Source organism: Chitinophaga sp. (genome assembly GCF_039596135.1).
Classification (GTDB): Bacteria; Bacteroidota; Bacteroidia; order Chitinophagales; family Chitinophagaceae; genus Chitinophaga.
The window spans coordinates 21,020-33,039 of record NZ_JBCNKH010000063.1; the positions used below are offsets into that span (position 1 = coordinate 21,020).

15 protein-coding genes are annotated in these 12,020 nt (G+C 38.5%); 14 read left to right on the forward strand and 1 reads right to left on the reverse strand.

The window, feature by feature from the left end; all coding sequences use genetic code 11:
• Window positions 1–4,425 carry a DUF6443 domain-containing protein gene (locus tag ABDW16_RS25175; RefSeq protein WP_343673616.1) on the forward strand — a complete coding sequence of 1,475 codons (4,425 nt, stop codon included), beginning with the start codon at window positions 1–3 and terminating at the stop codon, window positions 4,423–4,425.
• Between the two features lie 2 nt (window positions 4,426–4,427).
• Window positions 4,428–4,928, forward strand: coding sequence for a hypothetical protein (locus tag ABDW16_RS25180; RefSeq protein ID WP_343673617.1), 501 nt, complete (start codon window positions 4,428–4,430; stop codon window positions 4,926–4,928).
• A 37-nt stretch (window positions 4,929–4,965) separates the two neighbouring features.
• Here ABDW16_RS25180 and ABDW16_RS25185 read toward each other — a convergent pair whose 3' ends face one another.
• On the reverse strand, window positions 4,966–5,100 hold the full coding sequence (locus tag ABDW16_RS25185; RefSeq protein WP_343673633.1) for a hypothetical protein: 135 nt from the start codon (window positions 5,098–5,100) through the stop codon (window positions 4,966–4,968).
• Between ABDW16_RS25185 and ABDW16_RS25190 the strand changes: the two genes are divergently transcribed.
• From ABDW16_RS25190 to ABDW16_RS25245, 12 genes are all read left to right on the forward strand, one after another.
• Window positions 5,069–5,824 (forward strand): RHS repeat-associated core domain-containing protein, encoded by a 756-nt coding sequence (locus ABDW16_RS25190; RefSeq protein WP_343673618.1) that lies wholly within the window; start codon window positions 5,069–5,071, stop codon window positions 5,822–5,824. The genes ABDW16_RS25185 and ABDW16_RS25190 overlap by 32 nt on opposite strands.
• A gap of 127 nt (window positions 5,825–5,951) precedes the next feature.
• Window positions 5,952–6,323, forward strand: a complete 372-nt coding sequence (locus ABDW16_RS25195) for a hypothetical protein (protein ID WP_343673619.1) — start codon at window positions 5,952–5,954, stop codon at window positions 6,321–6,323.
• A gap of 276 nt (window positions 6,324–6,599) precedes the next feature.
• On the forward strand, window positions 6,600–6,863 hold the full coding sequence (locus tag ABDW16_RS25200) for a hypothetical protein (protein WP_343673620.1): 264 nt from the start codon (window positions 6,600–6,602) through the stop codon (window positions 6,861–6,863).
• 10 nt (window positions 6,864–6,873) lie between these two features.
• Window positions 6,874–7,572: a hypothetical protein gene (locus ABDW16_RS25205; protein ID WP_343673621.1), complete on the forward strand. Its 699-nt coding sequence runs from the start codon at window positions 6,874–6,876 to the stop codon at window positions 7,570–7,572.
• A gap of 242 nt (window positions 7,573–7,814) precedes the next feature.
• Entirely contained in the window at window positions 7,815–8,240 is a 426-nt protein-coding gene (locus tag ABDW16_RS25210; RefSeq protein WP_343673622.1) for a hypothetical protein, read from the forward strand.
• A gap of 87 nt (window positions 8,241–8,327) precedes the next feature.
• The gene (locus tag ABDW16_RS25215; protein WP_343673623.1) at window positions 8,328–8,624 is read left to right on the forward strand and encodes a hypothetical protein; all 297 of its coding nucleotides are present in this window, start codon (window positions 8,328–8,330) and stop codon (window positions 8,622–8,624) included.
• Window positions 8,612–9,010 (forward strand): hypothetical protein, encoded by a 399-nt coding sequence (locus tag ABDW16_RS25220; RefSeq protein WP_343673624.1) that lies wholly within the window; start codon window positions 8,612–8,614, stop codon window positions 9,008–9,010. Before ABDW16_RS25215 ends, ABDW16_RS25220 begins: the two co-directional genes overlap by 13 nt.
• Window positions 9,011–9,057: 47 nt before the next feature.
• Window positions 9,058–9,456, forward strand: a complete 399-nt coding sequence (locus ABDW16_RS25225) for a hypothetical protein (RefSeq protein ID WP_343673625.1) — start codon at window positions 9,058–9,060, stop codon at window positions 9,454–9,456.
• Between the two features lie 155 nt (window positions 9,457–9,611).
• A complete protein-coding gene (locus ABDW16_RS25230) occupies window positions 9,612–9,935 on the forward strand; it encodes a hypothetical protein (protein ID WP_343673626.1) in 324 nt (107 codons plus the stop codon).
• 6 nt (window positions 9,936–9,941) lie between these two features.
• On the forward strand, window positions 9,942–10,583 hold the full coding sequence (locus tag ABDW16_RS25235) for a hypothetical protein (protein ID WP_343673628.1): 642 nt from the start codon (window positions 9,942–9,944) through the stop codon (window positions 10,581–10,583).
• 630 nt (window positions 10,584–11,213) lie between these two features.
• Complete coding sequence (locus tag ABDW16_RS25240) at window positions 11,214–11,486, forward strand: hypothetical protein (RefSeq protein WP_343673629.1); 273 nt, start codon at window positions 11,214–11,216, stop codon at window positions 11,484–11,486.
• On the forward strand, window positions 11,487–11,801 hold the full coding sequence (locus ABDW16_RS25245; protein ID WP_343673631.1) for a YbbC/YhhH family protein: 315 nt from the start codon (window positions 11,487–11,489) through the stop codon (window positions 11,799–11,801). It abuts the gene before it with no gap.
• Window positions 11,802–12,020 lie beyond the last annotated feature (219 nt).

Below are 12,020 nucleotides of genomic sequence, written 5' to 3' on the forward strand. Positions count from 1 at the left end.
ATGAATAAACAGTTATTTATATATATCACCTCCGTTTGCCTGCTGGGAAGTATCCTTCCCGGCAGTGCACAGGTACCAACGACCTCTCAGCGTACCGCAGCTACACCCGTTACACGACCGGCAGCATATACGACAACTACCTACAGCACAATACGGACCTGGATACCAGCCATGATCACGACAGATGAGAATGAAGTAATTGATTCCAGCCGCTCCACGGCCGATGTAAAATTGACTACCCAATACCTGGATGGTTTAGGGCGTCCTTTGCAAACGGTGGTGAGACGAATAAGCCCCAGGGGAAATGATATGGTTACTGCCTTTATATACGACTCACTGGGCAGGCAACAGTATCAATATCTCCCATTTGTTACAGAACAGGATAATACGCATGACGGGAAAATAAAAGCAGATCCATTCGCAGCTCAGGCTTCGTTTTTCCAGGATGTCAGCCTTAATCCTGGCACTGCGGATGAACATGTTTACTATAGTCAGACAGAATATGAGGCCTCCCCGCTGAACCGTGTACTCAAAACCTGGGCACCGGGGGATAGCTGGGCGCAAACAGGTGGTAATCATCCAATAGAGAAGCACTACCGCTATAATAAAAGTGATGATGCCGTACTAATCTGGAAAATCGCTATCAGTAAGAATACCTGCTCTACCACTATGACATATGGTTCCGGGTCAGCTACCCTGCCGGATACTGCAGGCATTTATAGTGCCGGGCAACTTACCAAAAACGTCATAATCGACGAGGCAGGTCATCATGTTATTGAATATGAAGACAAAGACGAACATATCATTCTCAAAAAAGTGCAGCTTGCCGATAGTCCTGGTGAAGCACATGAGGGATGGTTATGCACATACTATGTGTATGATGCCCTGGGTAGTCTTCGTTTTGTGATACCGCCACTTGCAGTGCAAAACATCTCGTCTGACTGGAAGCTAACCCAACCTATCGCCGATGAACTTTGCTTCCAGTATCAATACGATGCACGTGGCCGTATGATCTCAAAAAAAGTACCCGGTGCAGGAGCTGTTTTAATGGTGTATGACAGTAGGAACAGGGTTGTATTTACACAGGATTCTATACAAAGGTCCAAGTCCTCACCTGAATGGCACACCACCTTTTACGATGGATTAAACCGTCCTTATGAAACCGCGCTTTATACCATCAGCAGTACCAGGGATGCCCTGCAATGTACACTGAATACATCTACCGGTGATTCTGTCATTACAGGAATAGATATCGACACTTTACCTGTAGACCTGGTAGTGACGACCTACGATAGTAACGTAAGTCAATATCTAGCCACTAATACCATCAGTTTTGACCCGGAATTTACCTCAGGTGATAATGCGTCCTTCACAGCAACCATTACGAATAGCAGCGGCACCACAACATTCCCCGCGTCTAATCCCGTGCCGGAAATAAGTGCAGGTTTACTCACACCGCTGTCCTACACTTACTATGACAATTATAATTATGATGGTGTACATGGTTTTGTGAGCGCGGGTTTATCTAAACTGGAAACAGGGGACAATCCTTATAGTCAGACAAATACAGCGGCCAGTTCACATATTATTTCCCTCACTACAGGATCAAAGATCCGTATACTGGGCACAGACCAATGGCTCACTGCCTCAACTTATTATGACGATTATGGTCGTAATATCCAGACAATTGCAGATAATCATGCAGGTGGCAAAGATGTGACCAGCAGTCTTTATGACTATAATGGTAAGGTACTGAGCACCTACCTCACACATACAAATCCTTCCAGCACAGCAACACCACAAACGACTGTACTGAATAAAATGGGTTATGATGCCGGAGGCCACCTTATTTCGCTGGTAAAACGGTTAAATGACAGCACCAGTTGGGAAGAGAACATTGCAGAAAACACCTATGATGAACTTGGGCAATTACAACAGAAAAAATTAGGCGTAGATGGAAATACACAATTAGATACGCTTACTTATACTTATAATATCAAAGGATGGTTAGCCGGAATCAACAAAGCATTTGTCAATTCCACCGGTACAGACAACTGGTTTGGTGAAGATCTCAGTTATGATAATGGTTTTGACAGCAGTCAATACAATGGTAATATTGCCGGCATCAAATGGAAAACTAAATCCAATGGTATACCACGGGCATTCGGTTTTGGTTATGATGGTGCTAACCGCCTCAGCAAAGCCGTCTTTAATCAGCAAAACACCACAGGCGCTGCATGGACATCAGACAAGGTAGATTTTACAGTGAGTAATCTTGTTTATGATGCCAATGGGAATATTAACTCCATGAAGCAGCAGGGGTTAATAGGTACAACCAGCAGTAATGTAGATAACCTGACTTATACCTATCAGGCCAATAGTAATAAATTGCTCACCGTCACTGATGCCAGCAATACCAGCACTGCCAGGCTGGGAGACTTTAATGACGGTACAAATACTGGTAACGATTATACGTATAATGGCAATGGGAATGTTATATCCGATCTGAATAAAAATATAACTTCCATAAGCTATAATCTGTTGAATCTGCCTGAAAAAATCATGATCAATGGTAAAGGTTCAATAACTTATCAATATACATCAGCAGGAACAAAAGTAAAGAAGACTGTTGTCGACAGTACGGTATCACCTGTCAAAACCAGGGTCACTGATTACATAGGTGGGTTTGTATATGAACAGGATACCCTGCGCTATATTGCGCACGAAGAAGGCCGTATTCGTCCGAAATATGACTCCGGTAAGGCCATCGTTTATCACTGGGATTACTTTGAGAAAGATCACCTCGGAGATGTGCGGATAGTATTAGGAAATAATGCAGACACCAGTGTATATGCTGCAACCATGGAGACAGCAAACAGTAGTACTGAAAACGCATTATTCAGTAATATTGATAACACCCGCACAGCATTACCGGCAGGTTATCCAACAGATGAGACAACCGATCCTAATGCATATGTCGCCAAATTGAACGCAGAGAGTGGTGAAAAAATAGGGCCATCCATCGTATTACGTGTCATGGCGGGTGATACTATCCAGCTGGGCGTGAAAGCATTTTATAAAAGTACGGGAGCCAGTACATCCAGTACTACAACCAGCAGTATGTTAGCCGCACTGATACAGGCATTCAGTTCTTCTACGGTGACAGATGGCACGCATGCGGCAGCAGGTACCAGTTCTGGTCTTTCGTCTGCCTTCACATCCAGCGAATATGATGAACTGATGAATAAGGATGCAAATGAAAACTTGTCAACGAAACCCAAAGCATATCTTTCCTATGTGCTCTTTGATGACCTGTTCAATATGGTGGACGATAATAGTGGGGTTAAACAGGTGCAGGGTAGTCCTGATGAATTACAGACATTAACGGTAGATAAATTTGTGATTAAAAAGACTGGGTTTATCTATATTTATACCAGCAATGAAAGTGCGGAAAATGTGTACTTTGACAATCTGGTTATTGCACACAGTAAAGGCCCATTGTTGGAGGAAACGCATTATTATCCGTTTGGGTTGACGATGGCCGGGATAAGTGCCAATGCACTGAAGGGGACTAATTACTGGAAGAACCGCAAAGAGTATAACGGCATTGAGCATACAACAGATCTCGATCTAAATCAGTATGATGCGTTCTATCGTACCCTTGATCCCCAAATAGGAAGATGGTGGCAAATAGATCCCAAGCCTAACGTAAGCATGAGCTTATATGCTTCGATGGATAATAATCCGATCAGGGTAAGTGATCCGTTGGGTGATACAGCTAGAATCCATTTTAGAACAGGTTTTTTAGGCTTAGGTAAAAGACAATCTGTGGACTATAATAATGGTACTTTAACAAACAAGGACGGCACAGCATATACAGGAAAAGTAAAAGGTTTTTTAAAAAAGGCTGTTGCTGGTTTAGACGATCTTCGAACAGGAGCGAACGGAAATCGTTTAGTAACCGATATTCAGAATAGCATACAAACAGTAAACATTATCAAAGGCGACAATAGTTTTAATCCAAATGATACTAAAACGGGTATGACGAATGTTGTGCGGTGGAATCCTGGCAATACAAGCGGGGGACCAGATGCAACACTAAATCAGAGTAGACCGGCATTTATTGGTCTAGGCCATGAATTAGCACATTCTTGGGATCAGGTTTTTGATGGGAGTATTGATTATAGTGTATGGTATATACCAACAGGTGCTACACAACCTGTCCGCCTAGCGGAAATTTTCTCTACCCATATTGAGAACTTAATCAGAGCAGAGCATCATGTTAATCTGCGGGCATTTTATAGCATCAGTCAAAACGCTGCAGGTGTAAATATTGGTGAAGGACAGATATTGATCCCAGGTACTAGACAGAATGCTAATACCATTACAGCTAATGGTTTAAATCTTATAAATCCAATTTATTAACTATGAAAAAACTGATATTATTTGTAGTACTGGCTGGCGGATTCTTTTCATGCCGTGCTCAAACTAAGATTGATACAGTAAAACAATTTGAGATAGTGGAGCTTCCGGGATATTATAAAGAAAAAGGTATAATCTTTAATGAAGAGTATCTTGTAGGAATTGATATGAAAGACAAGAAATATAGATTTACCCCTACCGTGGAAGACATTAAAAATGTAGAGGAAATTTTTATTAAACAGTATAACCAGGTACAACAAACGAATATTGATACTAAGGATTTTTTCTGTCATTGGGTTAGACAGTATGTGGGGTTTATCGATAATAACGGCAAGAAAAATATAATCCTACAGCTAATCAATAACAAAAGGCCAGGTAAAATAAATCGGCTTTTAGGTAGAGGATGGGAAACCAATTTTGTCGTTATGTTGTCAGATGATTTTTATGCGGTGAGTACCTGTTATAGAGTTAATATTGATACAGGAGAAATGACAACAAGCTTATAAATGAGGAACGCCCACCGGTCGGTGGGGCGTTCCTCATTTATTTAGCGAAAGCCTTTTTAGTTTTATTATAAGCGATATCCATATCGATGAAGTAATAAATCTTGTCTTTATCTTCTTTAGGGAGGGCTTCGATATCCTCCATGCGGTCGAACAGTTTTTTATCCAGGATCATTTTTGAATTAGAACTTTATGATTTTGGAGCAAGGATGTATGATCCACAGATAGGGCGTTGGAATGTTGTTGACCCTATGGCTGATAAGATGCGCCGCTGGTCGCCTTATAATTTTGCTTTTGATAATCCACTAAGATTTATAGACCCTGATGGAATGCAGCCTGAAGGCTGGATATTCCGAACAAAAGAAAATGGAAGTCGGAGTCCAGTTTATGATGCTAATGTAAATAGCCAGAAGGAAGCAGTACAGAAGTATGGAAAAGATGCAAACTACGTTGGAGAAACGCATAGATATACTACTAAAGATGGCAAGAGGGTCGAATTGCAAAAAGGAGGGAAATCAGAAAATTTAACAACAGTCGAAGTGTTAGTTGTTGATGGTAAAGCAGCAGGTAAAGGAGATGTAGGCCACACAGCAGTTCAAGTTGGGGATAAGGTTTACGGATATTATCCTACTGATGTTGACAATGATGGAGCATGGAGTATGGATGATTTAACAGGTAGCCCAGGACAAATGAAAGTGGAAAGCCGGGCAGATTTTGATGCTAAATATCAAGCAGACGGAGTTACCGACTTCACATTGGAAATAACAGAAAGTCAAGCAACAAAACTTACCAATACGTTAGATGGCAAAGTAACTAATCCTGGCACCTATAGTTTGCAGGGAAATCAATGTACAAGTGTTGCTGCTAGTGCATTAACGGGAGCAGGAGTAAAACTATAGGAGTATCATTATAATCATGGAGATCCCGGGCCATCTCCTCTTAACTCACAATTCCTATCACCGTCTGGTTTAAAAAGTTCATTAAATCATTCTGTAAATAGTGGAATTGTAACTAAAAAGAATACCTATGGAGGGAATTAAAAAAAGTAAGATGAAATATTATACAAAGTTTTTTTATGCGTTAATTTTTATCCTGTTCACTTCTTGTAATAGCGACAAAGAAATTATTCGATTGCTTAATAGTGAAGAAAAAGAAGATATTATTTTAGGAGCATATAAAGCAGGAAAAACAGGAGATAAGCAGTTTGTTCCACTGTTACTAAAAAATGCTGCTGACCGAAGAGCTTCAATCAATATTAAGTTCAAAGGGTTCACCGTATATCAAGAAAAAATGCTTGCTTTACAGAAGATATTTAAGCAAGCCCCACCAGCAAAAATTACAGACAAGCCGGACTCTTTAGTCATCAACTTTTATACTGAATTATCAAAAGAGAATTAAGTAAGTAGATGTTGATGGTAGAGTTCCAGGAATTCCACCCCGATCGTGGTTTCCAAGCACCTTTACTTGCATGATGGCATTTTTACGGAATACTCTCTATGCGATTGCGAATGTGATAGCAGCACCAATGAATAGGGAAGCCGCCGCCGAAACTGTGGTTATAGTGGCGGCAGGCTATGCGATAGGGAGACTTGGAGGAGCATTATTAGGAGCACCTAAGATAAATCCTTTTTCGGAAGAAATGTCGTCTATAGCGAAGGGTGACATGGGGAGGCTTTGACTAAGGATGTTTTATTGTCTCAGTACAAAGGAGCCGAAATACTGGAGCAGGTCAATATTAAAATGGATGGGGCTTCAATGAAGGCAGATTTTGTTGTTATTAAAGATAATAATGTGTTAGGCGTTTTTGAATCAAAGGTCGATGGAGGAACGTTAAGCAATGGGCAGAAATTATTTTTTAATGACGGGGATGACACTTCAAAAGTTCAGACCGGGGTATTTAGCTGGGATGCTAAAACAGGTAACTTTATAGCAAATTAAATTTATCAGTATGACTCAAAAAGAAATAGTAAGAACGATCATAGACTTATTAAGTAAAGAATTGGCACCGCTGAATTTTAAAGCAAATATTAAAGAACAAGGTTTTATTCGCAAGGATGATAATGCAATTTATTTCTATTATTTTTTATTATATACCAGAACTAATATTAAAACACGAGCTAAAGGCTTTTTAATAGAACCTTTTGCAGATATTAATATTTCATCGATTGAGAGGTACTATAAGGAGATTACTTTAAATACTGAATTGAAAAATGAATGGGATTTTATAACAATAGGAAATAGTATTGCAAACTTATGCGCAAACCCAGATGGGATAAACAGGAAAAAGAATCAAACCTTGGATTTATTTGTTTTTGATGAGCAACATTTGCAATCCGTAGTTATTGAATTAACCAAACAGTTTAAGCAGGTTGCGTTTCCATATTTTTTAGCAAATAATACAGTAAAAAGGGTCAACGAGTTATTGAATAAGTATCCACTGGAATATAGTGTACATATGAATAACGATTTGTTTAGGTTCATGAAGGGGTTAATTGCGGCAAAGCTGGATAATAACCCCCAATTGGATGAGTTGTTAATGATATATAGTAAACTTATTTTAGATCGGAATATGCCAGATAATTGCAAAGAGGAGATGAAGCGGATTAAAGCCATATTGCCAAGGATTGAAGATGGAGTAAGACTATAAAGAATATTAAACAAGGAGTCGTGGCATAAAACTATGGAAGGCTTCATATCGTCGCGCTCATAACAACCAACGGCAGAGCCTTTGGTGCCCGGCATAGCTGATTCTACTTTTTACGGGCAATGCGTCTATCACATATTATCTTCCAAACTACTGATCATACATCCTTGCTCTAATCTTTCCATTCCAATCTATTCCCACCACACCGGACAAGTACCTAAGACAAACAATAAAATGATTTATTTATGAAGGTTATATTCTTATTATTAGCAGCGTTATATATTTACTCTGCAAATGCCCAGACAAAAAATGATACAGTCCCTAAAATGTCAATAAAAATCGATAGGCTAAAAGAAAAGCGCGACAAGATAAACGCCTATGCAGATAGTATTAACCATTATAATGGGGGCGTTCTGCCTTGCTTCCTTCTTGAAGCTTGCTTTGACTATAAAAACTACTTATGGGATGGGCCACATGACAGAATATCGCCTCGCTGGAAAATTCTGCAAAAGGTAAATAACAAAATAGCCTTAGGAAAAATCATCGCAAACAATGATAAAAGGATGGATGAAAAGTGCTCAAGTGTAAAGCCTTATGATATTCGCACCGACATACCTTTTATGAAGGAATCCTTTTTAGCGTTATTAAAAATACGTTATAAGGAATTATAATTGGCTCAAACTGTTTAACATAGGGAAAATAAAGCCACATACTTAATATAGCTTTCGATACACTGCCAGTAAATAGTATCAGCTGCAGTGCGCGTCATGAATGCTTATGTGTCTGATAATTTTGTAGGAGCAGATATCTCACCCGACGTTGTAGGAGCGTGCTGTTCTATTTCCGGTGGCAATCCTGATAGCACAATAGATCCCTGGATTGAGGCGGGCAGTAAGGATGATAGTGATGGGAATGAAGGAAAGAGCAATAATGTTGGGTGCCAGGCGGATACAGACATGGTAAAAGAAAGGCCATCTGAAGGGCTATCAGGAACATTGATGTTAGATGCGACGGTGTCAGAGCAACAGATCGAAGTACCTTATTGTTGGATGTAAAAAATTCAACGTTAACTGTTCATACGAATGATAGTAGGTTTAATGGACCAACACTTTCAGTTGTTGACGACCCTGCAACAATCCCCGGTGTTAAGACAGGAGAGGTAATAAAACTTGCAGACGCTCATACTCATCAAATTGCTGACATATCCGATTCCAGAAATCGTGACGCTAACGCTCAGATGGGAGGAGATGGTGCTGCCGCGAGAAAGGCTGGAGTTCCATTACTCATGATTGATTCGCAAAATGTAGATGCTATGATTCCCAAGAAAGGAATGGGTGGAACTTATGTGGTTCCAAAGGACAATGTAGGAAAAACGCAAGATTTATATAATAACAAATTCAGTATTCTTCGAACAGCGTTGGAATACTATGGAGGAAAGTAATAATGAAAAAGGCATATCTTATTTGTATCCTAACATGTATAATGTCTATGGGTAGTTTTGCACAGAAAGCTATTTTATATAAAGTAGACAGTTGTGTGCAAGACAGTCTAAAGACTGGGATTGCTATGTATGAAAAAATGTACAAGAAACCTTGGAATAAACTGAATCTGGCTGTGGTTGTAGAGGAACGGGACGGGGAATTTGATTTTATATTGCAAGAGCATTCTAACATGCCCCCAGGTGGGATATTAGATTTCATTAAATATTCAAATCGTTTGTTGTTGTTAGATAAAAACATCAAGTTACCAGTACTTTTATCTGCTGACAGATTAAGTGAAGGAATAAGAGAGGATCGTATTGCTTTTATTCCATTAACAGGATATCATGTAAAGGTTATCTATGAGTCAGGGCAACAAAAGGTTGTTCACGCTGGACTTACTTTCTAAATGATGTATCAACTTATTTAATTTTTAGAATTACCCATCAAAAGGGGCTTGTTGGAAATGCAATCGGCGTGATTGACCATGTGACCTTATGCTTATAATGATGGTAGTAATAAGCTTGTGAAGGTGACAGATACCAGTCATACTTCTTCCCTAAGTTGGGCGACTTCAATAATGGTAGCAATGCTGAGATTACAGATGCTTATGATGCAAATAGTAACCTGATTTCGGATCTGAATAAAGGGATTGCATCCATATCATACAACCATAAGAACCTGCCTGAAAAAATAGTGATCACAGGTAAAGGAACAATATCTTTCTTATATGATGCACAGGGTGTAAAATTAAAAAAGACAGTTGTGGATAATACAGGAACTGTTTCTAAGACTACTACTTATGATTATCTGGGTGGATTTTTATATAAGCAGGATACCTTTAGTTCAAACTACGAAAGTTGTCACCATTGCCATAAAACACTATAAAAAATTATGATTCAGTCATTTTTATTATTTAGTCTTATATTTCCCCCTCCAGGTAATCACTTAACTAATCCTTGCGAAGCACTAAATAAATTTTACCTGGATTGGAGAAAAATTACAGTACAGTCCTTAGAACAACGGGCTCACAATACTACAGACTCCTTAAAAAGAAACACCTACCTCAATAGGATTAATGCTGTTAGTATTGTTACTCAAAAAGAAGGGCCATTGACAATCGATACCTTAGCATTAAGGTACTTATTATTGAAAGACCACTTCACAAATATTATATCCTCCAAAGGAGATGTATTTATTATTGAAATAAAAACAATGGCTTCAACAATAATTTTTACTGATCTGATAGTTTACAAAGGCGTCAATCATGTGGCTAAAGTTGATGCACTTAGATTTAATGGTAAAAAGTGGGTTGTAATCAAAAACTTTACCTGTGATACGAATTTTCTTCTGGAAAATTTGAGTAATTATTTCTTTGAAGATGGTAGCGGAATAAACTTTGATGAAACTATGATCACAAAAGTTTCAAAGGGGAAACTAACAATGTCTGAATATTACATTACAAAGTCGCTATCCTCAAAGTGTGGATTACAAAATATATTTGATCATATCGGTCTATATTATTATAAAAATTGAAGGGTCAGGTAGTGGCGCGCTGACTTATAAGCGGGAATTAGTTCCAGGTATATCAGACAATATTCAAAAATTGAATGATGAAAAAGATCAATAATAAAATAACATTAGGTGTATAGTCAAATATTTATAAGTACATACAAGTATTACTCAAAATTTAAAAATCAAAGCCCACGATTTAGTGCTGCTATGGTACTTGCAGTAAGTCAATTTTGTACGCTTATGTTGATACTGCTAATGTTGCAAAGAGCATTGATATGGGACACTGCTAAATATATTCCAAACAAATATATAGCCGTTCCAATTGGTTTTGTTTGGGTAGTAATCATATATAAGTACTTCTCTGAGGAAAGGATTAATCTTCTAATGACAAGCTTTAATGAATTACCTAAAAGGAAACGCCAATTTTGGGCTGTCCTGAGTTTGATGTTCTTTTTATTACCTATGATTTTAATTGCTATTGTTGGTTGGGGCCCGCGTCCTCATTTCTAATAAATTTTAACCAGAGAATGTCTCAAAAAAGGGACATTCTCTTTCACTCAATTTCATTGGTTGTCTCACGCTTCATCTTCTTAATATCAACTTTCATTCTTAGATAGTAATGAATTTTCAGACGGGGATAAAGCGGATAACATGTCTAAAGGCATAATAGGCTATGTAGCAACTCCTAATGGAATGTTACTCAAATATGATCCTAATGCTCCACTTGACGACCTTATTGCGAGAAATGATACGAAGTTAATCAGTACTAATATGCCAAGTGATCCACGCGATCCTTCTGGGCCAAGTTGTGAACCCAAAGTCCAACCTGTAGACCCAAAACCAAAAGTTACTCCTTCACAGCAAAAGGAAAACAAACCACCAGCAAATCCAAACAGAGTCTTAATAATAAAAATTGGTAATTAAATGAGAAAATTATCTTTAGCTATAGTTATAATATTAGTAATGACCTATAAGGTTTATTCTAACATCGGCCAGTCTGGAAGTGTGGATTTTAATCTGGTGCCAGATCAAAGTACCGCTACAAAAATAGCGGAAGCAATATGGTTGCCTATTTATGGAGAAAAAATCTACAAAGAAAAGCCGTTTATTGCTACTTTAAAAGATTCAACCATATGGGTAGTCAGAGGAACATTAAATAGTAATTCAAAGGGAGGGACAGCATATATTGAGATCCAAAAGAAGGATTGTAAAATTTTGAAAGTTACACATTATAGATAACGGGTGTTTTAAAGAAATCACAAGTTCTTGGATTCTACATATGAAAGCTTCTTATTTAGTGCGAAGAAAAAGCTTCACCCCACGGACTTGTTTGTAGATTCTGGAGGATGTTGACCCACTTCTCTGAATTATGTTGACCCACCATTCTGGAATGATAACCCACCTAAAAGGTGAATCAAATTCTGGGATGTTGACCCACCTCTCTTTTGAGATTTCATA

What these genes read in the sequence shown, in the direction of transcription:
- ABDW16_RS25245 (WP_343673631.1), top strand. Translation starts at nt 11,487, where the DNA reads ATGAGAAAATTATCTTTAGCTATAGTTATAATATTAGTAATGACCTAT.
- ABDW16_RS25240 (WP_343673629.1), top strand. Translation starts at nt 11,214, where the DNA reads ATGTCTAAAGGCATAATAGGCTATGTAGCAACTCCTAATGGAATGTTA.
- ABDW16_RS25175 (WP_343673616.1), top strand. Translation starts at nt 1, where the DNA reads ATGAATAAACAGTTATTTATATATATCACCTCCGTTTGCCTGCTGGGA.
- ABDW16_RS25190 (WP_343673618.1), top strand. Translation starts at nt 5,069, where the DNA reads ATGCGGTCGAACAGTTTTTTATCCAGGATCATTTTTGAATTAGAACTT.
- ABDW16_RS25205 (WP_343673621.1), top strand. Translation starts at nt 6,874, where the DNA reads ATGACTCAAAAAGAAATAGTAAGAACGATCATAGACTTATTAAGTAAA.
- ABDW16_RS25210 (WP_343673622.1), top strand. Translation starts at nt 7,815, where the DNA reads ATGAAGGTTATATTCTTATTATTAGCAGCGTTATATATTTACTCTGCA.
- ABDW16_RS25235 (WP_343673628.1), top strand. Translation starts at nt 9,942, where the DNA reads ATGATTCAGTCATTTTTATTATTTAGTCTTATATTTCCCCCTCCAGGT.
- ABDW16_RS25195 (WP_343673619.1), top strand. Translation starts at nt 5,952, where the DNA reads ATGGAGGGAATTAAAAAAAGTAAGATGAAATATTATACAAAGTTTTTT.
- ABDW16_RS25185 (WP_343673633.1), bottom strand. Translation starts at nt 5,100, where the DNA reads ATGATCCTGGATAAAAAACTGTTCGACCGCATGGAGGATATCGAAGCC.
- ABDW16_RS25180 (WP_343673617.1), top strand. Translation starts at nt 4,428, where the DNA reads ATGAAAAAACTGATATTATTTGTAGTACTGGCTGGCGGATTCTTTTCA.
- ABDW16_RS25225 (WP_343673625.1), top strand. Translation starts at nt 9,058, where the DNA reads ATGGGTAGTTTTGCACAGAAAGCTATTTTATATAAAGTAGACAGTTGT.